This window comes from Streptomyces sp. NPDC053542, assembly GCF_044544685.1.
Lineage (GTDB): Bacteria > Actinomycetota > Actinomycetes > Streptomycetales > Streptomycetaceae > Streptomyces.
The window spans coordinates 234,404-257,503 of sequence record NZ_JBITXL010000001.1 but is presented as its reverse complement, the minus strand read 5'-3'; the positions used below and the strand labels follow the sequence as shown (position 1 = coordinate 257,503).

19 protein-coding genes and 1 pseudogene are annotated in these 23,100 nt (G+C 70.9%); 8 read left to right on the top strand and 12 right to left on the bottom strand.

The window, feature by feature from the left end; all coding sequences use genetic code 11:
* Positions 1-34: 34 nt before the first annotated feature.
* Positions 35-871 (bottom strand): vWA domain-containing protein, encoded by an 837-nt coding sequence (locus tag ACIGXO_RS01130; protein ID WP_399778742.1) that lies wholly within the window; start codon positions 869-871, stop codon positions 35-37.
* A 191-nt stretch (positions 872-1,062) separates the two neighbouring features.
* Between ACIGXO_RS01130 and ACIGXO_RS01125 the strand changes: the two are divergent.
* Positions 1,063-3,006: pseudogene (locus ACIGXO_RS01125) on the top strand (MFS transporter); the annotation flags it as partial.
* A 65-nt stretch (positions 3,007-3,071) separates the two neighbouring features.
* Here the strand turns inward: ACIGXO_RS01125 and ACIGXO_RS01120 are convergent.
* Positions 3,072-3,968 (bottom strand): family 16 glycosylhydrolase, encoded by an 897-nt coding sequence (locus ACIGXO_RS01120; RefSeq protein WP_399778740.1) that lies wholly within the window; start codon positions 3,966-3,968, stop codon positions 3,072-3,074.
* Positions 3,969-4,271: 303 nt separating this feature from the next.
* Between ACIGXO_RS01120 and ACIGXO_RS01115 the strand changes: the two genes are divergently transcribed.
* Positions 4,272-4,631, top strand: a complete 360-nt coding sequence (locus ACIGXO_RS01115; protein WP_399778738.1) for a hypothetical protein — start codon at positions 4,272-4,274, stop codon at positions 4,629-4,631.
* 82 nt (positions 4,632-4,713) lie between these two features.
* A complete protein-coding gene (locus ACIGXO_RS01110) occupies positions 4,714-5,712 on the top strand; it encodes an alpha/beta fold hydrolase (RefSeq protein ID WP_399778737.1) in 999 nt (332 codons plus the stop codon).
* On the opposite strand, the gene ACIGXO_RS01105 is transcribed toward ACIGXO_RS01110, so the two are convergent.
* Positions 5,671-7,722 (bottom strand): HEAT repeat domain-containing protein, encoded by a 2,052-nt coding sequence (locus ACIGXO_RS01105; protein WP_399778735.1) that lies wholly within the window; start codon positions 7,720-7,722, stop codon positions 5,671-5,673. The genes ACIGXO_RS01110 and ACIGXO_RS01105 overlap by 42 nt on opposite strands.
* Complete coding sequence (locus ACIGXO_RS01100) at positions 7,719-8,390, bottom strand: DUF7019 family protein (protein ID WP_399778733.1); 672 nt, start codon at positions 8,388-8,390, stop codon at positions 7,719-7,721. The genes ACIGXO_RS01105 and ACIGXO_RS01100 overlap by 4 nt, the downstream gene beginning before the upstream one ends.
* Before the next feature lie 218 nt (positions 8,391-8,608).
* On the opposite strand from ACIGXO_RS01100, the gene ACIGXO_RS01095 reads away from it, so the two are divergent.
* Positions 8,609-9,259: a LysE family translocator gene (locus ACIGXO_RS01095; RefSeq protein ID WP_399778731.1), complete on the top strand. Its 651-nt coding sequence runs from the start codon at positions 8,609-8,611 to the stop codon at positions 9,257-9,259.
* 70 nt (positions 9,260-9,329) lie between these two features.
* On the opposite strand, the gene ACIGXO_RS01090 is transcribed toward ACIGXO_RS01095, so the two are convergent.
* Positions 9,330-10,883, bottom strand: coding sequence for an acetolactate synthase large subunit (locus tag ACIGXO_RS01090; protein WP_399778729.1), 1,554 nt, complete (start codon positions 10,881-10,883; stop codon positions 9,330-9,332).
* Positions 10,884-11,231: 348 nt separating this feature from the next.
* Here ACIGXO_RS01090 and ACIGXO_RS01085 point away from each other — a divergent pair, with 348 nt between their 5' ends.
* The 4 genes from ACIGXO_RS01085 (at position 11,232) to ACIGXO_RS01070 (ending at position 15,847) form a co-directional block, all read left to right on the top strand.
* On the top strand, positions 11,232-12,548 hold the full coding sequence (locus tag ACIGXO_RS01085) for an MFS transporter (RefSeq protein ID WP_399778727.1): 1,317 nt from the start codon (positions 11,232-11,234) through the stop codon (positions 12,546-12,548).
* Between the two features lie 14 nt (positions 12,549-12,562).
* Positions 12,563-14,113, top strand: a complete 1,551-nt coding sequence (locus tag ACIGXO_RS01080; RefSeq protein ID WP_399778725.1) for an acyl-CoA synthetase — start codon at positions 12,563-12,565, stop codon at positions 14,111-14,113.
* Positions 14,110-15,147, top strand: a complete 1,038-nt coding sequence (locus tag ACIGXO_RS01075; protein ID WP_399778723.1) for a phosphotransferase family protein — start codon at positions 14,110-14,112, stop codon at positions 15,145-15,147. The genes ACIGXO_RS01080 and ACIGXO_RS01075 overlap by 4 nt, the downstream gene beginning before the upstream one ends.
* Positions 15,148-15,241: 94 nt before the next feature.
* Positions 15,242-15,847 carry a TetR/AcrR family transcriptional regulator gene (locus tag ACIGXO_RS01070; RefSeq protein WP_399778721.1) on the top strand — a complete coding sequence of 202 codons (606 nt, stop codon included), beginning with the start codon at positions 15,242-15,244 and terminating at the stop codon, positions 15,845-15,847.
* 48 nt (positions 15,848-15,895) lie between these two features.
* Here the strand turns inward: ACIGXO_RS01070 and ACIGXO_RS01065 are convergent, their stop codons facing one another.
* From ACIGXO_RS01065 to ACIGXO_RS01035, 7 genes are all read right to left on the bottom strand, one after another.
* Positions 15,896-16,813: a crotonase/enoyl-CoA hydratase family protein gene (locus ACIGXO_RS01065; protein WP_399778718.1), complete on the bottom strand. Its 918-nt coding sequence runs from the start codon at positions 16,811-16,813 to the stop codon at positions 15,896-15,898.
* Positions 16,810-17,601, bottom strand: coding sequence for an enoyl-CoA hydratase/isomerase family protein (locus ACIGXO_RS01060; protein WP_399778717.1), 792 nt, complete (start codon positions 17,599-17,601; stop codon positions 16,810-16,812). The genes ACIGXO_RS01065 and ACIGXO_RS01060 overlap by 4 nt, the downstream gene beginning before the upstream one ends.
* Positions 17,598-18,638, bottom strand: coding sequence for an LLM class F420-dependent oxidoreductase (locus ACIGXO_RS01055; protein WP_399778715.1), 1,041 nt, complete (start codon positions 18,636-18,638; stop codon positions 17,598-17,600). Before ACIGXO_RS01055 ends, ACIGXO_RS01060 begins: the two co-directional genes overlap by 4 nt.
* Positions 18,635-20,248: a class I adenylate-forming enzyme family protein gene (locus ACIGXO_RS01050; protein WP_399778713.1), complete on the bottom strand. Its 1,614-nt coding sequence runs from the start codon at positions 20,246-20,248 to the stop codon at positions 18,635-18,637. The genes ACIGXO_RS01055 and ACIGXO_RS01050 overlap by 4 nt, the downstream gene beginning before the upstream one ends.
* Positions 20,245-21,444: a CaiB/BaiF CoA transferase family protein gene (locus tag ACIGXO_RS01045; protein WP_399778711.1), complete on the bottom strand. Its 1,200-nt coding sequence runs from the start codon at positions 21,442-21,444 to the stop codon at positions 20,245-20,247. The genes ACIGXO_RS01050 and ACIGXO_RS01045 overlap by 4 nt, the downstream gene beginning before the upstream one ends.
* Positions 21,444-22,208 carry a crotonase/enoyl-CoA hydratase family protein gene (locus ACIGXO_RS01040; protein WP_399778709.1) on the bottom strand — a complete coding sequence of 255 codons (765 nt, stop codon included), beginning with the start codon at positions 22,206-22,208 and terminating at the stop codon, positions 21,444-21,446. The genes ACIGXO_RS01045 and ACIGXO_RS01040 overlap by 1 nt, the downstream gene beginning before the upstream one ends.
* A gap of 65 nt (positions 22,209-22,273) precedes the next feature.
* Positions 22,274-23,035: a 3-hydroxyacyl-CoA dehydrogenase gene (locus ACIGXO_RS01035; protein ID WP_399778707.1), complete on the bottom strand. Its 762-nt coding sequence runs from the start codon at positions 23,033-23,035 to the stop codon at positions 22,274-22,276.
* Between the last annotated feature and the right edge of the window lie 65 nt (positions 23,036-23,100).

Here is a 23,100-nt window from a genome sequence, read left to right as displayed (position 1 = left end):
CCGGGGAGTGGCCCTGGCCCCGATACCGTTCACTTCAGCAGATCCCGGGGCCCGCTGTGCCGATCTGCACGAAGTCAATCAATTCCGGTATGTCGGCGTTGTAAACGAAGCCCCGCGCACCCGAGACGATCCGGTCCGTGTACCCGGACTGTGTGATCAGGCTGACAGGCAGCTCGCTCGACATCTCGAACAGCACTTGAGTGTTTGCTTCGGCATCTGTGAGCGCGTCCGCAGGAAAGTACACCGGTTCGCCGCCCTCGGCGGACAAATGGAGATTGAACAGCAGCACGTTGCCGTCCGAGGTGCTCAGCTTTCGCAGGCGCGCAGCAACAGGCCGGGGATCGCCGTCCGTGGCCATGCCATCAGTGATGTGCAGCACTATGGGAGGGAAGGAGTCCCGGTGCTGGGAGACCCAGCCTTTGAGGATCTGGCGTGCCCGTTGGAGCGCGGTGCACATGGGAGTCGAGCCGTCCCACAAGGGATCCAGCCAGACCATCGAACGGCGATTGACCATTCGATACGTGCCGGTCTCATCGGCTGCCAGCTTTTCGCGTGTCACGACGCGCGCATGCCGGGGCAGATCCGAGCTGGGGATCAGTCCGTCGCCCTGCCCACGACCCAGAAGGGGAACGGCTTGGCGAGCGCCGCCGTAACCGACCACACCGATGTCGAAGTAGTGCCGGGGCTCTTCCCGCACGTCCATGGTGCACTCGATGAGTATGGCGTAGAGCGCGTCGTTGACGGTCTCGCTCAGTGCTTGCGCTTTCGGGACATCGGTGTCGCCGATGCTTTCGCGCATGGACCATGACTGGTCGACGAGGAAGAGGAAGCATCCCGGCCTGCGCCGGTCGATTCGCTGTTGGTACGCCATCGCTGGACCACCCCCCGGCGTGCGTCCTGCCGTGAGACCACTCTAGAAGGAGTGCCGTCTCGCCAGAAGAAGTGGCGACGTCTCGCCGCTCAGTTGAATGCAGCAACCAAGTGAATTATGGTTGCGCTACCCAACTAGTGCTGGGCAGCTAGTGCTGGAGAGCTAGTGCTGGGGGCAGCAAGAGGAAGGCCATGACGACAACAGCAGCATCCGCAGAGGCGCGGTCCGGCAGTTCCCGGCTCGGGGGACAGGGGCACGGGGGACAGGGCGCGCACGCCGCCGCCATGTCGCACCGGCAGATCATGGAGGCGCTGTCCGGGCTCATGCTCGGGATGTTCGTCGCGGTGCTGTCCTCCACCATCGTCTCCTCGGCACTGCCGACCATCCTCGCCGACGTCGGCGGCGGGCAGAGCGCGTACACCTGGGTCGTCACGGCGGCGCTGCTCTCGGTCACGGCGACCACCCCGCTGTGGGGCAAGATGTCGGACCTGGTGAGCAAGAAGCTCCTGGTCCAGTTCGCGCTGCTGCTCTACATCGTTGCCTCGGTCGTCGCCGGGTTCTCGCAGAACGCCGGGATGCTGATCGCCTGCCGCGTGGTGCAGGGCATCGGCGCGGGCGGGCTGTCCGCGCTGTCCCAGGTGATCATGGCGGCCATGGTGTCGCCGCGCGAGCGCGGCCGGTACAGCGGCTACCTCGGCGCGACGTACGCCGTCGGCACCGTGTCCGGCCCGCTGATCGGCGGCGTCATCACCGACACCGACTGGCTCGGCTGGCGCTGGTGCTTCTACGCGGTCGTACCCTTCGCCGTGCTCGCGATGATCGTGCTCCAGAAGACCATTCATCTGCCGGTGGTCAAGCGCCAGGTGAAGGCCGACTGGCTGGGCGCCTTCTTCGTCACCGCCGCGGTCTCCCTGCTGATGGTGTGGGTCACGCTGGCCGGCGACGCGTACGACTGGCTGTCCTGGCAGACGTATGTGATGGTGCCCGGCGCCGTCGTGCTGGGCCTGGTCTTCCTCTTCGTCGAGACCCGGGCGAGCGAACCGATCATCCCGCTGCGGCTGTTCCGCAACGCGACCATCACACTCACCTCCCTCGCCAGCGTCTTCGTCGGCGTCGCGATGTTCGCGGGCACCGTCTTCCTCAGCCAGTACTTCCAGCTCTCCCGCGGTCAGACCCCGACCATGTCGGGCGTCTCGACCATCCCGATGGTGGCGGGGCTGCTCGTCGCCTCGATGGGCTCGGGCCGGATCATCACCCGCACCGGGCGCTGGAAGATATTCCTCGTCGGCGGCGGACTCTTCCTGACCGGCGGCGCGGCCACGCTGGGCCTGATGCGGTACGACACCCCGTACTGGCAGGTCGTCGTCTACATGACCGTACTCGGCATCGGCATCGGCCTGATGCAGCAGAACCTGGTACTCGCGGTACAGAACCAGGTCGCCCCGAAGGACCTGGGCGCGGCCAGCTCGCTCGTCACGTTCTTCCGTACCCTCGGCGGCGCCATCGGCGTCTCCGCGCTGGGCGCCGCGCTCTCCACGCGGATCAGCCGGTACATGAAGGACGGCTTCGCCTCGCTCGGCATCCCGATGCCGCACACGCACGGCGGGGGCAACATCCCCGACCTGGACGAGCTCCCTCCCACGATCCGCGGGATCGTCGAAAGCAGCTACGGACACGGCATCGCCGATGTCTTCCTCTACGCCGCCCCCTTCGCCTGCATGGCATTCCTGCTGGCCCTGTGCATCAGGGAGGTGCCACTGAAGACGGCGAACTCTCTGCAGGAGGCGGCGGACACCACAGGTGTTCAGGTTCAGGAGAAGGCAACCACAGGTGGTGAGGTTCAGGAGCAGGCACAGGAGCAACAGCAACAGCAACAGCAACAGCGACAGGCCCAGCCAAGCACGGGAACCGACACCAGCGGAAGCCACATCCATGGCTTTGTACGGGATGCCGAAGGGGCCCCGGTTCGTGCCGCGACCGTCACCCTCATCTCCCCGCGGGGGCGGCAGTCGGGCCGCGTGCCGGTGGGGCCGGACGGCGGATACGACTTGCCGGTACCCGCCGCCGGCAGCTACGTACTGATCGCCACCGCCGACGGGCACCGGCCACAGGCGTCCACCGTGCTCGTCGGCGACGGCTACACCTTCATCGACCAGCACCCCGGCGAGCGCGGAGAACTCGGCCACGACGTGGTGCTCGGCTAGCCGGCCGTGTCCGAGGTCGTGACGCGGACGTGGTCGACGACGAGCTGTTGCGGGAAGGACGTCGAGCCGTCGGGGTCGCCGGGCCAGTAGCCGCCGACGGCGAGGTTGAGGATGAGGAAGAAGGGCTTGTTGAACACCCAGGTCTTGCCGCCGAGATCGGCGGGCGTGCGGCGCTGGTAGACGGTGCCGTCCACGGACCAGGTGATGGAGTCGGGCGCCCAGTCGATGGCGAAGGTGTGGAACGCGTCGGCGAATGCCTGCCCGTTCGGGAGTGAGTACGCCGCGCCGATGCCGCCGCTGCCCGAGTAACCGGGGCCGTGCAGCGTGCCGTGCACCGTACTTGGCTCGAAGCCGACGTTCTCCATGATGTCGATCTCACCGCTGTTCGGCCAGCCGACCTGGCCGATGTCGTCACCGAGCATCCAGAACGCCGGCCACATGCCCTGCCCGCGCGGCACCTTCATCCGCGCCTCGACGTGGCCGTACTTCGCGGTGAAGCGGCCCGCGGTGTTCAGCCGCGCCGAGGTGTACTCACAACGCCCGTACCAGCACTGGTAGTTGCCGGGATTCTCCTTGCGCGCGGTGATGACCAGCTGACCCTGGCCGTTCAGGGCGGCGTTGGCATTCCCCGCCGTGTAGTACTGCCGCTCATGGTTGTTGACGTTGTCACCGGTCTCGGTCTGCCACTTGCCACCGTCGACCGCTGCCCCGGCGGGCCCGTCGAAGGTGTCCTCGAACGTTACGGCGCGTATCGCCGCGCTGGGCGCGTCCGTCGGCGGCGCCGCGACGGCCGAGCCGGGGGCCCAGCTCAGCGCCGCGGTGACCACCGCAGTAGCCAGTGCGACGCCGCGCAGGCGCCGTCGCCGCTCTCCTGACGACACGTTGAAGGGCATACGAAGGGACATAATGACCCGCCTCAATTGGTCCGGACCTGTCTGCCTCCGCGAGTGAAGCGCCGCTGACGTGCCCCTGTCAATAAGCGCGTGAGAGCGCTCTCGGAGATGTCGGCCACGGCTGGCGGGAGTCCCGTCGAGTCGTGTCGGCGATGAATCGGCCGTCTCCTCAGTAAAGTGGCGCCAATCTGAGCCGGCGGAGGCGGAAGTATGGCGACGTGTACCGGGCGGTTTCTTGCTCTGCTTACGGGTGTGTTGTTGCTGGTCGGGTGTGGAGAGTCGGTCGCGTCCGGGAGTGATGCGGTGAGTCTTGGCGTCAGTGGTGGTATTGCGGGTGTTCAGCGCGGTATCGAGGTGGGGCCCGGTGCGTCGGTGGTTCTCGTTGACCGCGAGGGCAGGCATGCGGGGCGGGATCTGTCGGGGGCCGAGCGGGAGAAGCTCGGCTCGCTGCTGGAGGCGGTCGACTTCGCCGGCCTTCCCGCCCGCAGCATCGACGCAGGTTCAGGCGACCGCTTCGAGTACCGGTTGGAGCACGACGGTCATACCGTGATCACCGATCGCAGCACCAGCCTGGGGGCGGCCGATGACCTCATCGATCATCTGGAGGACTGCATGGACGCGCGTCGGCCGCGCGCCGTGCGGGGAACCCCGGCGAATTCCTGACCCGGGACGGATGTTGTACTCACGGGTAGCCGGGCGCGACCCGGACCGTACTGTCTGTCCAGACGCAACGTCAGGAGTAGCCGTGGCTGCCGAGCACGCCGGGATCAAGCACAGCTCCGTTGAGGTCAACGGAGTCACACTGCACGTCGCCGAGCAGGGCGAAGGCCCGCTCGTCGTCCTGCTGCACGGGTTTCCGGAGAGCTGGTACTCCTGGCGGCACCAGTTCGCGCCGCTGGCCGCCGCCGGGTACCGGGTGGTGGCGCCCGACCAGCGCGGTTACGCCCGCAGTGAGCAGCCCGCCGAGACCGACGCGTACAGCCTGCTGCACCTCACCGGCGATGTGATCGGCCTGATCCACGCGCTCGGCGAGGAGCAGGCCGTGGTCGTCGGCCACGACTGGGGCGCGCCGGTCGCCTGGACGACGGCCATGCTCCGCCCGGACGTCGTACGGGCCGTCGCCGGCCTCAGCGTCCCGCCCGTACTGCCCGGCGGCATGGCCCCGCCGTCGGTCACCCGGCAGCAGTACGGTGACCGCTACTACCAGGTGTACTTCCAGGAACCGGGCGCCGCCGACGCCGAGTTGGCGCGGGATCTCGCCTCGACCTTCCGCCGCATGCTCTTCAACGGTTCGGGCGACAACCCGGCCAACGCACGGCCGCGTCCCTGGATCGTGCCCGAAGGCGCCCCGCTGCTCGGCGCCGGACCGGACCCGGAGCTGCCCGGCTGGCTCACCCCCGAGGACATCGACGCCTTCGCCGACGACTACGCCCGGCACGGGGACCGGGCCTTCACCGGCCCCCTCAACTGGTACCGCAACATCGAGCGCAACAACGAACTCCTGGCCGTCTTCCGCGGCCGCGGCATCGACGTCCCGGCGCTGTACGTCGTCGGCGACCGCGACATGGTCACCTCGCTGCACGGCATCGACCGGGTCATCGGCTCGCTCGACACGATCGCGCCGAAGCTGCACCGCAGCGTGACACTCCCCGGCTGCGGCCACTGGACCCAGCAGGAACGCCCCGAAGAGGTCAACGTGGCACTACTGGACTTCCTCGCCCACCTGCCGAAGGCGGGCAGCTGACGCCGGTGTCGCGGGGCCCGGACGCCGGTTCGCCGCGATGACGGCGAGCGCCGCGCGGGCCGCATCGCGGTAATCGGCGTGGGCGCCCGGGAGTTGGTCCTCGAAGTGCGCGATGACGCGTTCGACGGCCTCCTCCGTCGCGATCCGCGCCAGTCCGCGCAGCGCGATGCCCTTCCCGTAGTACTGAACGGTGTCCAGGTACCGGATCAGCGGCGCCACGCACTCCGGGTCCCGTCGCTCGCTCAGCGCCTCGGCCGCGAGGCACCGGATGTCCTCCGGGAAGGGCCGGTCGGCCAGACGGGCGAGGGCGGCGATGGCCTCGGAGCCGGGGCATTCGGCGAGCGCGGTGGCCAGCGCCCGTTGGACGGGCAGCGGCCACTCGCTCGCGCGTCCCACGAGCGTCGACAGTGTGGTGATGGCGGGGGGACCGATCCGGCCCAGGGACTGGATCGCGGCCCGTGCGATGTCCGTACCGCCCGTACTCACTTCCGTTGTGGCCATGGTGCCGAGTCGGGCGACCGCCTCGTCCGCAGGGAAGTGGCCGAGTGCCTCGGCTGCGCGCAGGCGCACCGCCTCGGAGGGGGAGTGGGTGGCCGCCAGCAGGACCGGCAGTGAGTCCGGTGCGGCGATCAGTCCCAGCGCCCGTACGGTACGGGCCTGGAGGCTGCGTGGCTCCGCGTCGTCCAGGGCCAGTGCTCCCAACGGACCGGCCGCGGGCCCGTACCGCAGGGTTCCCAACGCATCCACCGCCGCGGCCCGCAGCGATGCCCGGCCCGCCGGATCGAGGGCGGCCACGAGCTGCGGGGCGGCGTCCGTGCATGTCATGAGCCCGAGGGCAACGGCCGCACCTCTGCGCTCGGCAGTACCGCCGTCGCCCTCGGCCCCGGCGAGCAGCGCCAGCAGTCGTTGCGTCGGTGGCTCCGGAAGCCGGGCGATCGCCTCGGCCACGGCGTCGGCGATCCGGTCGTCCGCCAGCCCGCTCACCAGGACATTGACCGCCGCCTCGCCGCCCAGTGCCCCGAGGGCCGCGGCCGCGGCCCGGCGTACCGTACGTGGCGCGGTCCCGGCGAGCAGCCGCGTCAACTCCCGGGCGAGACCGGCCTCGCGGAAGACGGTGGGATTGTCGCGTACTACGCCGCAGGCCGCGATGCAGGCGGTCTCGGACGAGTAGGACTGCCGTACCGACCTGCCGTGCCTGCCGTGCGGGTAGCGGAGTATGGCGGCCAGGGTCTGCCGGCCGTCCTCGGTGCGGGCCAGCAATCCGGCAGCCAGTGAGGCCGTTTCCCGGTCGTCGTCGTGCAGGAGGGTCCGCAGCTTGTGCGAGACGTTCCGGAAGCGCAGTGGGGTTGCCCACGGCGCTCCGGGCAGCTCCGTGAGGGCCCGGAGCGCCGCTCTGCGGAGTCGTGGCGAGGGTGTAGTGGAGTCGGCGAGATACAGCAGAGCCGGCGCCGTGCGGGCATCGCGGAAGGACCCGAGTGCCTGTACCGCCTCGACGGCGTATCCGGGCAGTACGTTCCAGAGCACGGCCAGCAGCGGTACGACCGCGTCCGGGTCCTTGACCTCACTCATCAAACGGACGTGTGTCGATTCCGGTTCCCGCGCCAACCGCTCCAGAAGCAGCTCCGTGCCTTCTGGAGCCCCGAGGTCCACCAGCGCCTGGAGCACGGCGACTTCGAGGCGGTAGGTCAGATAGCCGAGTTTCTGCCGCCCGTCGTCCAGGAGTCGGCACAGCAGCGGTACCGAGCGTTGTTCCCCCAGCCGTCCGAGTCCTCGCACTGCCTCCAGCAGGGGGGCGAGGCGGTGGTCGTCGTACGCCTCGACGCGGAGGCGTGCGTGGTGCCGCTCCACGCAGCGCAGCAGTACATCGCGGGCGTACTGGCCGCCGAGGTCGGCGAGCAGTGCGGTGGCCTGCGCCGCCGAGAGGTCGTCTCCGTGCTGCGCGACCCGGGCCAGGCCCTCGGCATCACCTGCCAGCCGCAGCCGGGCGACCCCCGTCGTCCGCCCCTTCACGGCGCCTGGATCTCGTCGCACATCGCCACATACAGCGGAGTGCCGATGACCACTTCCCGGGTCCGGCCCTCCTCGCCGGTGACCGTGCCCCGCATCAGCTGCCGGGCCAGGAATTCGCACCATATGGCAGGCCCGGTCGCCTGTTGGGCGAACGCCAGGGAGTCGCGCAGAGTTCCCCGGTCGTCCAGGGAACGGGTGTCCAGGGACGGGGTTTCCATGGAGCGCGGGCCGGGCCGGGAGTTCTCCAGCAGCCTGTGGAGCGACGGCAGCCACGAATGGCCCACCCGGCCCAGCTCGGGCGACGGTTGCTCACCGCCCATCACGTGATGCGCGGACCCGATCAGTACTACCACCGGGTCGCTGTCCGTGCCCGTCATGAGCACCGGGCCCCCGGCGCCGTCGGCTCCCGAGACCCGCAGCCCCGACTCGCCACGGAACCAGAAGGCCGGCTCCGTCATCCAGCCGACGTCGTACTCGCGTTCCAGATACGCCTCGACGATCTCCAGCCGGTCGTAGCGCGAGAGCTCCGTCTGCGGCCGCTGTACCGAGAAGCTGACGACCTTGAGGTCGACCTTGGCCTCCGTCACGAGCCGGGGGAGGAGCTTCCGCGGAATCTGCTCGAAGAGCATGTCCAGCTTCGCGTCGGACAAGTAGAGGTAGTAGCGCACCCGGTGTCCCGCCTCTCGCCTGTCGGCCCGCCCGTCCCTCAAAGTAACGCGAGTTTCGTCCTCCGGTGATGCCGATGCCGAGAGTGTCCGGGATTCCGTGGACGCCAAGGAAGCGATGGCCGCGCTGCTGAGGGCGAGGGCGGCCGTGAGCCAGGCGCTGCATATGACCGTGGGCTGATAGGTTGCGTCCAGGCGAACGTGTGTACGGAGGTAGTGCTGTGGTCGGGCTGGGAGCTATAGCGGGGATCGCGCTGGTGGAGCTCGGCATGGTGCTGTCGCCGGGGCCGAACATGATCTACCTGGTCTCCCGCTCGATCGCTCAGGGCCGCCGGGCGGGGCTGGTCTCGCTGGCCGGGGTCGCCCTCGGCTTCCTGGTCTACCTCATCGCGGTGTCCGCCGGTATCGCCACCGTCTTCGCGCTGGTGCCGGAGATCTATCTGGCGATGAAGCTGGCCGGCGCGGCCTACCTGCTCTGGCTGGCCTGGAAGGCCGTCCGGCCGGGCGGCCGATCCGCCTTCGCGCCCCAGGAGTTGGCGCAGGACGGGACCCGAAAGCTCTTCCTGATGGGCTTCCTCACCTGTGTGCTCAATCCCAAGGTGGCCATCCTCTACATCTCGCTGCTCCCGCAGTTCGTCGACCCGGAGCGCGGCAACGTCGGCCTGCAGGGAATGGTGTTGGGGCTGACCCAGATCGCGGTGGGGGTCGCGGGCAACGCGTTCTTCATCGTGATGGCCGGCTCCGTCGCCGGGTTCTTCGCCCGGCACCCGCTCTGGCAGCGTCTGCACCGCTATGTGATGGGCACCGCGCTGGCGGGCTTCGCGGTCAGGATGGCCACCGAACGAACGGGCGCGGCGGTTGCCCTGCGTTGACGGCTGACGGCTGGCGGCTGACGGCTGGTCGCCAAGAACGACGGCTGCGGACCGCCTGTACCTCCGGGACTTACAGCGCCGCCGGGACCATCGCCTCGATCAGATGCGGCCCCGGTTCCGCGAAGGCGCGCCGGAGTTGGCCGGCGAGCTCTTCGCAGGTGGTCGCCCGGGAGGCCGGGACGCCCATGCCTTCGGCAATCCGGACGAAGTCCAGCGCGGGGGAGGAGAGGTCGAGGAGTGTTTTCGCGGCCGGGCCGGACAGGTCGGCGCCCACCCGTTGCATTTCGAGGCGGAGTACCGCATAGGCGTTGTTGTTGAGGATCACCGTCGTGACGTCGAGGTTCTCGCGGGCCTGCGTCCACAGCGCCGAAATGGTGTACATCGCGCTGCCGTCGGCCTCCACGTTGAGCACCGGGCGGTCCGGTGCCGCGATGGCCGCTCCGGTGGCCACCGGTATGCCCTGGCCGATCGCGCCGCCGGTCAGGGTCAGTACGTCGTGCCGGGGCGCGCCGGCCGTGGCCTGCGGCAGGGACGCTCCCGAGGTGTTCGCCTCATCGGCGACGATCGCGCCGTCGGGGAGCAGCGCACCGACGACATCGGCCCAGTTCTTCCTGGTGAGAGGGCCGCTCGGCAGTGCCGGCCGGGCGGCCTCCGCCACGGTCGGCGCGGTGTCGGCGGCCACCTGCCCGGCCAGCGCCTCCAGCGCGGCGACCACGTCCTCGCCCGGCCCGGCGAGGGTGTGCACACGAGCTCCCTCGGGCACCAGGTCGCTCGGCCGGTCCGGGTAGGCGAAGAACGACACGGGAGAGCCGGTCCCGGCGACGATCAGATGCGCGACGCCGTCCAGTTGCTTCGCGGCCTGCTCGGCGAAGTAACCGAGCCGCTCGATCGCGGGCAGGCCCGCGCCCCGCTCCAGCCGCGCGGGGAAGGTCTCCACGAAGGCCCGCGCGCCGGTGGCGTTCGCGATCCGGCTCGTGGCGCGGAGCCCGGCCGCCCGGCAGGCCCGGCCGCCGATCAGCAGCGCGACGGGTTCGCCGCTGCGCAGCACGTCGGCGACGGCCGACACGGCCCGGGCGTCGGGAGCCGGAGGGGTACGTACGGGCAGTGGTGCGGCCACCTCGCCGCCCTCGCCCCACGAGGCGTCGGCGGGCAGGATGAGCGTCGCGACCTGCCCCGGCGGTTCCATCGACGCGGCCACCGTCGCCGCCGCGTCGGCTCCGACGTCGGTGACCCGTTCGCACCGCCGCACCCAGCCGCTCACCGACCCGGCCACCGGCTCGATGTCGGACTCCAGCGGCGCGTCGTACTTCTTGTGGTACGTCGCGTGATCGCCCACCACGTTCACGATCGGGGTGTGGGCGCGGCGGCCGTTGTGGAGATTGGCCAGCCCGTTGCCGAGGCCGGGGCCCAGGTGCAGCAGGGTGGCCGCCGGCTTGCCGGCGATCCGCGCGTAGCCGTCGGCGGCTCCGGTGACGACACCCTCGAACAGGCCGAGCACTCCGCGCATCTCGGGTACGGCGTCGAGCGCGGCGACGAAGTGCATTTCCGAGGTGCCGGGGTTGCCGAAACACACGTCCACGCCGGCCCGGACGAGAGTGCGGATCAGCGACTGGGCGCCGTTCATGGTCGGCCTCTCTCTCGTGTCTCTCGTGTCCAGGCGGCTCGGCCTCGGATACTAAGCGGTCGTTAATTTTCTGTCGAGGGGTCTCACTCGTCGGCCTTTCCGTGCCGATCGCCAAAGCCGCGCCGCGATGAGTCGTCAGCCAGCTCGCCCCACTCATCCGCTCGACGACCACTCACCCCGCTTCGACACCCGCCCCCCCCGCTTCGACCCATCGTGTCCGGAGCGTGGACAGGCCCTGGGCCGCCGATTACCTTAGCGAGCGTTCGTCTGGTTTCTCTTCAGACCGTCCCCCACCGGTGCCGCGGACTGCCCGCCGACGAGGCGTACCCCTCCCCGAAGGAGACACCCGTGCCGACAACCGAAGTGCCCGGTACCCGCGCAGCGCCGGCCCCGTCCGCCGGTGAGTCCCGGGCCAAAGCCTGGGGTTTCACCGGCCTGCTGATGCTGCTGTACATCGTGAACTGGGCCGACAAGGCCGTGTTCGGCCTGGTGGCCCAGCCGCTCGCCGAAGAACTGCACCTCACCTCCTCGCAGATCGGCCTGATCGGCAGCTCGTTCTTCCTGACCTTCACCGTCGGCAACCTGGTCGCGGGCCTGCTCAACCGGTGGATGACCCTGAAGTGGTCGCTCGCGCTCCTCGCGGTCGGCTGGTCGTTCGCCATGCTCCCGTTGGTCGTCTCCGCGACCTTCACCGTCCTGCTGCTGAGCCGGATGCTGCTCGGCTTCCTGGAGGGGCCGTCGGGCCCGATCATCCACACGGCGCTCTACTCCTGGCACCCGCGCGAGAAGCGCGGCCTGCCCTCGGCGTGCATCACGGCGTGCGCCTCGATCGCCAAGATCGCGGTCGCCCCCGGACTGGCGGTCGTGGTCGCCGCCTACGGATGGCGGACCGCCTTCGTGGTCCTCGCGGCCGCGGGTCTGGTCTGGCTGGTGATCTGGCTCCCGACCTGGACTCCCGGCCCGTACGGTGCGGACAAGGCCGCCGGGGCCGGCGGGGCGACCGGGACCGCCGACGAGCCCGCCGTCCCGTGGGCCAAGGTGCTCCTGTCGCCCACGTTCCTCGCGTCCGCACTCGCGACGATGTCGATGTATGCCCTGGTGACCGTGGTGCTGACCTGGCTGCCGTCGTACTTCGAAATGGGCCTCGGCTACAGCCGCGTGCAGGCCGGCACCATGTTCGGCTTCCCGAGCATTGCGTCGATCGTGGTCATGTTCGGGCTCTCCTGGATCGGCGACCGGCTGATCGCGCGCGGCGCCACCTCGCGCGTCCTGCGGGGCGTCGTCCCCTCGGTCGCACTGCTGGTGTGCGGTGCCACGATGGCGCTGCTGCCGAGCATCGGCACGCCGGCCGCGGCGGTGGCCGTCGTCTCACTCGGCTACGCCTTCGGCGCCAGCATCTTCCCGCTGTTCAACGCCGGCCTGGCGGAGATCGTGCCGCCTCGCCAACTCGCCAGTACCCTCGGCATCTTCATGGCCCTGATGTCCCTCGGCGGCGTCTACGGCCCGTACCTCACCGGCTGGATAGTCGACCAGGCCGCCAACCCCGCCGACGGCTACGGACGGGCCTTCCAGATCTTCGGCGGCATGGTGCTCGTGGGCGGACTCGCGGCACTCCTCGGCGTCAACCCCGAACGCGACGCGGCCCGACTGCGCAGGCGCTCTTAGAAGGAAGGGACCCCATGTACCCAGGTGCCCATGCCGCACGGGACCCGCACCGCGCCGCCGTCGTCATGGCCGCGTCCGGTGACCGGCTGACCTACGCGGAGCTGGACGAACGCTCCCTCCGCCTGGCCCATGTGCTGCGCACGGCGGGCCTGCGCCGGGGCGATGTGGTCGCCCTGCTCACCGACAACTCGCTCCACGCGTACGAGGTGTACTGGGCGGCGGTCCGCTCCGGCCTGTACATCACCCTCGTCAACAATCACCTCAGCGCTTCCGAAGTCGCCTACATCGTGAACGACTCCGCGGCCTCCGCACTCGTGGTGTCGCACGCGCTGGCCGACCTGGCGGAAGAGCTGCGGGACGAGACGTCCGCCGTCCGGGTCCGGCTGGCCTACGGCGGCCCGGTCGAGGGGTACGAGGACTACGGGACCGCGCTGGCCGCCGCGTCGCCCCGGCCGCCCGCCGACCAGCCCAGGGGCGCCGATCTGCTCTACTCCTCGGGCACCACCGGCCGGCCCAAGGGCATCCGCCCCGAACTCCCGGACCGCCAGGTGGGGGAGCCCGGTGACACGCTCGTCGAGGTCCTGCGGACGGTGTACGGGTTCGACCGGGACGCGGTGTATCTGTCCCCGGCGCCGGTGTACCACGCGGCCCCGCTCCGGTACGGCGCCTCGGTGCACGCGCTCGGCGGCACCGTCGTGATGATGGAGCGCTTCGACGCCGAGGGCGCGCTCCGGGCGATCGAGCGTTACGGCGTGACGCACAGCCAGTGGGTACCGACCATGTTCCTGCGGATGCTGCGGCTGCCGGAGAAGGCCCGTACCGCGTACGACCTGTCGAGCCACCGGGTGGCGGTGCATGCCGCCGCGCCGTGCCCGCCGGACGTCAAGCGCGCGATGATCGACTGGTGGGGGCCGATCCTGTACGAGTACTACGCCTCGACCGAGGGCGTCGGCATGACGCTCATCAGGTCCGAGGAGTGGCTGGCCAAACCGGGCTCGGTGGGCCGGGCCCTGCTGGGGGAGGTGCGCGTCTGCGACGACGAGGGCCGGGTGCTGCCCGCGGGCCGCACCGGAACCATCTACTTCGCGCGCGAGGAGCGGCAGTTCGAGTATCTCGGTGACCCGGAGAAGACCAGGGAAGCGCACCACCCGGAGCATCCGAACTGGGCCACCACGGGCGACATCGGCCACGTCGACGAGGACGGCTACCTGTTCCTCACCGACCGCAAGGCATTCATGATCATCTCGGGTGGGGTGAACATCTACCCGCAGGAGGTCGAGGCCACGCTCGCGCTCCATCCCGACATCGCCGACGTCGCGGTGATCGGCGTGCCGGACGAGGAGATGGGGGAGGCGGTCAAGGCGGTCGTCCGGCCGTCGCCGGACGCCCGTCCGGGGCCGGAGCTGGAGCGCAGGCTGATCGACCACGTACGGTCCCGCATCGCGCACTACAAGGCGCCGCGCAGTGTCGACTTCGTCGACGAACTGCCGCGCACGCCGACCGGCAAGCTGGTCAAGGGCAAGCTCAAGGAGCGGTACGCGAGGGCTGCCGGAGGTGAGGCGTGAACGCGACCGAACCGGCGGGTATTGACCCGGTCGCGGTGAGCCGGTGGCTGACCGCTCACTTACCAGCGGCGACCCCGCCCTTCACCTTCTCGCCCGTCTCCGGCGGCCGCTCCAACCTCACCTACCGCGTCACCGACGGCGCGGGCACCGTACGCGCCCTGCGGCGCCCGCCCACGGGCGGGGTGCTCGGCACCGCCCACGACATGAGCCGGGAGTGGCGGTTCCTCACCGCACTCGCCCCGGCCGACATACCCGTGCCGGAACCCCTCGCGTACTGCGACGACCCGGCGGTCACCGGAGCCGAGTTCTACGTCATGGCCTTCGTCGACGGAACGGTGCCGGCCGACCGGGATGCCGTACGGACCTGGTCACCACAGGTCCGCCGGCGGGCGGGCGAACAGGTCGTCGAGGTGTTGGCAGCACTGCACCGGGGCGACCCGGACGACGTCGGACTCGGCGGTACCGCGCGGCGCGACGGCTATGTCGAGCGGCAGCTGCGCCGGTGGCAACGGCAGGTCCACCAGTCCGGCGCGCCCGACCTGGCCCTCCTCGACGAGGTGCACGACGCGCTCCTCGCGCACGTACCCGCGCAGCGCGGTGGCATCGTGCACGGCGACTACCGGCCGGGCAATCTGTCCTTCGCCGCGGACGGCACCGTGCTCGCCGTCTTCGACTGGGAGCTGGCCACCCTGGGCGACCCGCTCGCCGACCTGGGCTGGCTCGTCTCGACCTGGGAGGAGCCGGGGGACAAGGTCCCGCCGACCACTCCGGGCCCCAGCGCGGCACCGGGGTTCCCCACCCGGGCCGAGCTACTCGACCGCTATGCGCGCCTCTCCGGCCGCGATGTCTCCGGCATCGCGTACTACGTCGCCTTCGCCCGCTGGCGCTCGGCGTGCATCAGCGCCGGGGTGCGCGCACGGTATCTGGCGGGGGTGATGGCCGACGACGGTTACGCGGCCGAGATCCGGGCGCAGCAGGGGGGCCGGCAGGGCGAGATCGCCTTCGAGGCGGTGCGGGAACTCGGGCTGCTCTGACGCAACGTCAGCGGCGGCCCCGCGGCGGGCGGGCCTCGGCCGTGGCCGGGACGCGTACACTGACCGACGTTCGTTAAGGCGTGAGGAGGGCACCGTGCGAGGTGCAGGCCAGCAGGCCATTCTGGAGGCCGCCCGGCACGAGTTCGCGGAGCGCGGGTATGCCGCCGCGTCGATCCGGGACATCGCCCGGCGGGCCGGTGTGAGCCTGTCGGCGATGTACCACTACTACACCGGCAAGCAGGAGCTGCTGCACGCGCTGGTGAACGACAGCGGCCGGACGTACTTCGAATCCTGCCGCAAGGAGCTGGAAGCGGCCGGCGACGACCCGGGGGAGCGGCTGGCCGCCCTGGTGCGGGCCACCGTGCGGTACCGCGCGGAGTACCGGCTGGAGAGCAGCCTGACGCTCACCGAGTGGCGCAGCATGTCCGAGGCGCAGCTGGAGGAATTCCAGCGCCGCCAGTTCGACGGCTCCCGGATGTTCCAGCAGATCGTCGAGGACGGGGTGGACCAGGGCGTCTTCCGCACCCCGCACCCCGAGGACGCGCGGCGCGGGGTGATCGCGATGTGCAACGCGATCGCGCAGTGGTACCGCGAGGGCGGCGAACTGAGCGTGGAAGAACTGGCCGAGCGCTATGTGGAGCTGGCGCTCGTGCTGGTGGAGTACCGCCCGGCGGGACGGCGCCCACGCCACCCCGCCTGACGTGCTCTCAGGAGCCGGAACTCACTCTCCGAACCCAGGAGTCGGAACTCACGACATCTCTTCCGGGCGGACCGGCCACGGCGGTACGACATCGAGGTGGTCGGCGATGCGTGCGGGGAACTTCGGCGGGCGCTTCTCCAGGAACGAGGTGACGCCCTCGGCCGCGTCCGGGCCCTGCCCGAGCCGGTTCATCGCCCGCGAGTCCAGCCGGTGCGCCTCCCACGGCGACGCCGCGCCGAGCATCGACCACAGCAGCTGCCGGGACAGCGCGACCGACACGGCCGAGGTGTTCTCCGCGATCTCGGAGGCGATGCCGTACGCGGTCGGGAGCAGGTCGGCAGCCGGTACGACCCGCGAGACGAGCCGGCCGGCCAGCGCCTCGGAGGCGTCGAAGACCCGCCCGGTCGCCACCCACTCCATCGCCTGCGAGATCCCGACGATCCGGGGCAGGAACCAGCTGGACGCGGCCTCCGGCACGATCCCGCGGCGGGCGAAGACGAAGCCGAACCGGGCCGTGTCCGAGGCGATCCGGATGTCCGCCGGGAGCGTCATCGTGGCGCCGACGCCGACCGCCGGCCCGTTGAAGGCCACGATCACCGGCTTGAGCGAGGCCGCGATTCGCAGGGACACGCAGCCCCCGCCATCGCGCGGCGCGCCGTCGACAGTGCCGAAGTCGGCGCGCTCGGCGGCCCGTTGGGGATCGCGGTGGTCGAAGGTCGCGGCCCCGCCCTGCAGATCGGCGCCGGCACAGAAGCCCCGCCCCGCGCCGGTGAGCACCACGGCCCGTACGGTGTCATCGGCGTCGGTGGCGTCCAGCGCGGCGATCAGCTCGGCGGCCATCGTGGTGGTGAACGCGTTGAGCCGGTCCGGGCGGTTCAGGGTGATCGTGGCGATGCCGTCGGCGACCGCGTAGGCGATCTGCTCGTAGCCGGTTTCGGTGTCGTCGGTCCGGGTGTTGTCGGTCATGTGACGGCCCATTCTCCCGTGAATTCCGGTTCCCGCTTCTCGTTGAAGGCCGCGATGGCCGCCGGCGCGTCGGCGGTCGCGAAGTTGACCGTCTGCGCGCGTGCCTCGCTCGCCAGTGCGTCCCGCAGCGTCCGGTCCGCCCCCTCGTTGAGCAGCGCCTTGTTCTGCGCCAGCGCCACCGGCGGCCCGGCGGCCAGCCGCTCGCCGAGGCCGGCGACGAACTTGTCCAGCTCGTCCGGCTCGACCAGCCAGGTCACCAGCCCCAGCCGGTGCGCCTCGTCCGCCTCGATCATCTCGGCCAGCAGCGCCAGCCGCTTGGCCTGCTGCAGCCCCACCAGCTTGGGCAGCAGCCAGGAGCCGCCGAAGTCCAGCGACAGACCGCGGCGCGCGAAGATCTGCGAGAACCGGGACCGCGCGGTGGCGACGACGAAGTCGCAGCCCAGGGCGAGGTTCCAGCCCGCGCCGACCGCCACGCCGTCGACCTTGGCCACGGTCGGTACGGGCAGCTCGTGCAACCGCAGTGCGATCTCGTTGATCCGGTGCATCCGGGACAGCGGATGCGCTTCGGCGCGCCGGCCGGTGAGATCGGCCCCGGCGCAGAACGCCCCGCCGGCCCCGGCCAGTACGACCGCCCGTACCTCCGGATCGTTGCCCGCCGCGGTCAGCGCCTCGCCCAGCGCGTTCCACAGCTCGTCATTGATGGCGTTCTTGCGGCGCGGACGGTTCAGGGTCAGCGTCAGGACGCCACCGGCGCGGTCGGTCAGCAGTACGGGCTCGTCGTGGGTCATCGCGTCATGTCCTTCAGCCGTTCCAGGTCGGCCAGGCGACGCGCCGGATCGGGCGCTACCGGGTTGACCTTGAGGGTGGTGACTCCGGCGGCCCGATAGGCGGCGAGGCGTTCGGCGATGTAGGAGGCGGGGCCGATCAGCGAGATGTCCCGCAGCAGATCGGCGGGGACCGCGGCCGCGGCCTCCTCCTTGCGGCCGGCCAGATAGAGGTCCTGGATCTTGGTCGCCTCGGCCTCGTAGCCGTAACGGCGCGCGAGGTTGTTGTAGAAGTTGCGGCCGCGCGCGCCCATGCCGCCGATGTAGAGCGCGAGTTGCGGCCGGGCCAGGTCGACCAGCTCATCGACATCCTCGCCGATGGCCAGCGGCGCCTGCGCCACGATGTCCAGCGGTCCGAGCGCCGGGTCGCGCCGGGCCGAGCCCTCGGCCAGCGACGGTCCCCAGACCTCGCCCGCCTTCTCCGGGTGGAAGAAGATGGGCAGCCAGCCCTCGGCGATCTCGGCGGTCAGCGCCACGTTCTTCGGTCCGATCGCGGCGAGCACGACCGGTATCCGGTCACGCACCGGATGGTTGATGAGCTTGAGCGGCTTGCCCAGCCCCGTGCCCTGCTCGGCGGGGAGCGGGATCTGATAGTGCTTGCCTTCGTGGACGACCTTCTCGCGGCGCCACACCTGCCGGCAGATGTCGATGATCTCCCGGGTGCGGGCCAGCGGAGCGTCGTACGGCACTCCGTGGAACCCCTCGATCACCTGCGGACCGCTCGCGCCGATCCCCAGGGTGAACCGGCCGTCGGAGACATAGTCCAGGCCGGCCGCGGTCATCGCGGTCAGGGACGGCGTACGGGTGTAGATCTGGAGGATGCCGGAGGCGATCTCCAGGCGTTCGGTGCGCGCGGCGATGTAGCCGAGCTGGCTGATCGCGTCGTAGGAGTACGCCTCCGGGACGAAGACGATGTCCAGCCCGGCCTTCTCGTAGTCGCCGAGCACCTCGACGGTCTCCTTGAAGCCGCCGCTGTAGCTCAGCATCATGCCGATTCTCATGCCTGCCTCCGGGTGTCCTGGGCCGCCGGCCCTGCCGCCGCCGCGTGCCGGGCGCGCAGCTCGTTCTTGAGGATCTTGCCTGCCGCGGAAACGGGGAGGGCCTGGATCAGGTGCAGTTCGCGCACCCGTTGATACGGGGCGACCCGCTCGGCCACATACGCCATCAGCTCCTCGGCGGTGGCCGCGGCGCCGTCGCGCAGCACCACATAGGCGGCGGGGATCTCGCCCGCTTCCTGATGCGGTACGCCGATCACCGAAGCGGCGGCGACCGCGGGATGACCGGCGAGGATGTCCTCGAGATGCACGGGGTACACGTTGTAACCCTTGTAGATCAGCATGTCCTTCGCGCGGCCCGAAAGGAAGAGGTGCCCCCGGGCGTCCAGGTGGCCGGTATCGCCGGTGCGCAGCCAGCCGTCGCGGAACTGATCGGCCGTCAGGTCTGCCCGGCCGTGGTAGCCATCGGTGATCTGGGGTCCGCGGGCCCATACTTCGCCGGTCTCGCCGGCCGGCAGCTCGCGCTCCAGGTCGGTCAGATCGCGGATCGATATGTCGGTGTCCGGGAGCGGGAGACCGACGGAGCCCGGCGGGATGCCCGCGTCGCTGTCCAGCGGGTGCAGTACCAGCGCCACCGTTGCCTCGGTGAGGCCGTACCCCTCGGTGATCCGGGCGTTGGGGAAGAGGTCGCCCAGGCGCCGCCAGGTCTCCGGATCGATGGGCGCGGCACCGGAGTTGACGACGGAGACGGGCTCCATCCGCCGCCCGGCGGCCGCCGGCGAGGCCAGCAGCGCCCGGTACATCGTGGGGGAGCCGTTGAGCAGGGTGACCTGGTACTCGTCCACATCGGCGAGGAAGCGCTCGGGGTCGAAGCGGGAGGACAGCACTGTGGTCGTGCCGACCAGAGTGTTGGCGACCATGCTCGCCAGCCCCAGTGCGTGGAAGAGCGGTGCCACCGCGAGCGTGACCCCCGTGCCGGGCGGCCGGTGCCAGGGCGTGGCCCGTTCCTTGTCCTGCTCGGCGCCGAGTATCCCCTCGACGAGCACCGTACGGGAGGCCGCGCGGACCCAGCTGACCTGCGTGACATTGGCGATCAGGTTGCGGTGCAGCACCCGCACCGCCTTGGACCGGCCCGTCGTTCCGCCCGTGTACGAGAGGTGTGCCAGGTCGTCCGGGCGGCGCGGGACGCGCTCGGCGGTGCCGTACTCCAGCAGGGCCTCGGCGGCCACCACGGTCTGTCCCGACGGTGCCTGAGCGAGCTCCTCGGGGTCGGGGACGATGACCGCGCGGGCTCCGGAGTCCTCGATCTGAGTGGCGAGTGCCGCGGCGGGCTGCGCGGGGTTGGCGGGGCTGACCACCGCACCGGCGTACAGCGTGCCCCAGTAGGCGACCGGGAACCACAGGGTGTTGGGGAGCAGCAGCAGTACGGTGTCGCCGGGCTCGATGCCGTACTCGCGCAGTCCCCGGGCGAAACGCAACGCGTGGTCGTGGAGTCCGGCGAAGGTGAGGGTCCGCTCGCCGTCGCGCACCGCGACGCGCTGCGGATAGTGGTGCGCGGCTCCGGCGAGGACGGCACCGGCATCGACGGACGGGTACTCCAGGGCGGTACGGGTCATGCGATGACTCCTCGCGCGGTCAGTCTGTCGAGCTGAGCAACGGTGAGGCCCGCGCCGGCCAGCACGCCCCGGGTGTCCTCGCCCGCCTTGGGCGCGGAACCGGGGGCGGTGGCCGGTGTGGCGGAGAACCGGGGCGCCGGGGCGGGGCGCAGCGGGCCGTCTCCGTCCAGGAACGTGCCGCGGGCCGCGTTGTGCGGATGCGCCGCGGCCTCGGTCAGGGAGAGCACGGGCGTGACGCACGCCTGCGTACCGGCGAAGTGCTCGGCCCACTCGTCCCGGGTGCGGGTCGCGAAGACCGCTGCGAACCGCTGCCGTACGACAGGCCAGCTCTCCTGCGCGCCCTGGGTGCCGCACTCGGGGTCGTCCGCCAGGCCCAGCCCCCGCACCAGATCGGCGTAGAACTGCGGCTCGATCGCGCCGACCGCGACATGGTTGCCGTCCGCGCAGCGGTAGGTGGTGTAGAAGGGCGCGCAGCCGCTGAAGAGGTCGACGCCGCGTTCGTCCTGCCACATTCCGTGGGCGAGGAACCCATGGGTCATGGCGAGCAGCAGGGCGCTGCCGTCGGTCATCGCCGCGTCCACCACCTGGCCGCTGCCGGTGGCGCGGGCGTGCAGCAACGCGCTGACCACGCCGAGCGCCAGCAGCATCCCGCCACCGCCGAAGTCGCCGATCAGGTTGAGCGGGGGTACGGGGTCGCCGCCGGCCGGGCCGATCGCGTGCAGCACACCGGTGAGCCCGATGTAGTTGATGTCGTGGCCGGGGGCCCGGGCGAGCGGGCCGTCCTGGCCCCAGCCGGTCATCCGCCCGTACACCAGGCGCGGGTTACGGGCCAGACATACGTCGGGGCCGAGTCCGAGCCGCTCGGTGACGCCCGGGCGGAACCCCTCGATGAGGGCGTCGGCGGAGTCCGTCAGGCGCAGTACGACCGCGGCGCCCTCGGGGTCCTTGAGGTCGACGGCCACCGACCGCCGGCCGCGCAGCAGGACCGTGTCGGCGGCGCTGAGGCGCGCGCCGGGCCGCTCGATCCGGATCACCTCGGCACCGAGGCCGGTGAGCACCATCCCGGCGAACGGGCCCGGGCCGATGCCGCCGAGTTCGATGATCCGTACCCCGGCGAGCGGCCCGCCGGGCGGCTGCTGCGCCTCTTGCCGGTGGTGCGGGTCCGGTGCGTCCTGTACTTCTCGTGCGCCGGCCATCAGCGGCCGGTCCAGCGCGGGGCGCGCTTCTCGGCGAAGGCGCGCGGGCCCTCCTTCGCGTCCTCGGAGACGAACACCGGCTCCACCAGGGCCTTCTGGCGCTCCTTGGCCTCGGCGGCCGGCCAGACGGTGGAGCCCACGACGACCTCCTTGCTGACCCGGACCGCGAGCGGGCCGTTGGCCGCGATGGCGGCGGCGAGGTCGCGGGCGCCGGCCAGCGCGCCGCCGGGCTCGGCGAGCCGGTTGACCAGTCCGTAGCCGTGGGCCCGGTGGGCGTCGAGGAAGGCGCCGGTCAGGGCCAGTTCCATGGCGATCTGGTACGGCAGGCGCTGCGGCAGCCGCAGCAGTCCGCCGGCCGCCGCGACCAGACCGCGCTTGACCTCGGGAAGGCCGAACTGCGCGTTGTCGGCGGCCACGATCAGGTCGCAGGCGAGGGCGAGTTCGCAGCCGCCGGCCAGCGCGTACCCCTCGACCGCCGCGATCAGGGGCTTGCGGGGCGGTGCGTCGGTGAGGCCGGCGAAGCCGCGCCCCTCGATGCTGGGACGCTCGCCCTTGAGGAACGCCTTGAGGTCCATCCCGGAGCAGAAGGTGCCGCCGGCGCCGGTGAGGATGCCGACGGCCAGGTCGTCGCGGGCGTCCAGCTCGTCGAGCGCGGCGGCGACACCCTCGGCGACGCTCAGGCTGACGGCGTTGCGGGCTTCGGGGCGGTTGATCGTGATGACGGCGATGCCGTCGGAGAATTCGGTGTGGACCGCATCGGTCATCGGTGGCTCCGTACGGGATCGGTCGGCGAGCGCTGTCACTTCGGGGCCGAGGGCGACACGGGGGCCTACTTGGGCGCCATCCGGATGGCGCCGTCGAGGCGGATCACCTCGCCGTTGAGCATCGGGTTGTCGACGATGTGCGCGACCAGCGAGGCGTACTCGTCCGGGGTGCCGAGGCGCGACGGGTGCGGTACCTGCTTGCCCAGCGAATCGCGCAGCTCCTGCGGGGCGCGGCCGAGCAGCGGGGTGTCGAACAGGCCGGGCGCGATCGTCGTCACGCGGACCTGACGGTTCGCCAGGTCGCGGGCGATGGGCAGGGTCATGCCGACGACACCGCCCTTGGAGGCGGAGTACGCGGCCTGGCCGATCTGGCCGTCGAACGCGGCCACCGACGCGGTGTTGACGATGACGCCCCGGTCGCCGTCCAGGGGTTCGTTGCCGACCATCTCCGCCGCGGCCAGCCGGATCACGTTGAAGGTGCCGATCAGATTGACCGTGATCACCTTGGTGAACCGCTCCAGCGGGAACGGGCCTTCCTTGCCCACCGTACGGGCCGATCCGCCGATACCGGCGCAGTTGACGGTCACCCGCAGCGGCGCGGGCGCAGTCGCGGCCTCGACCGCACGCGTCACGTCCGCCTCGTCGGTGACGTCACCGGCGACGAACACCGCGCGCTCGCCCAGCTCCTTGGCCACCGCCTCGCCGTCGGAGGTCGGCAGGTCGAGCAGTACGACATGGGCGCCCGAGGCCAGCAGTTTCTTTGCGGTGGCCAGGCCGAGACCGGAGGCCCCACCGGTGACAAGAGCGGAAACACCATCGGTGCGCATGAGAGAACCCCATTTCCTTCCCTGCGGCGGACTGCCTCTGCTAACTTAACGATCGTTCGGCAATT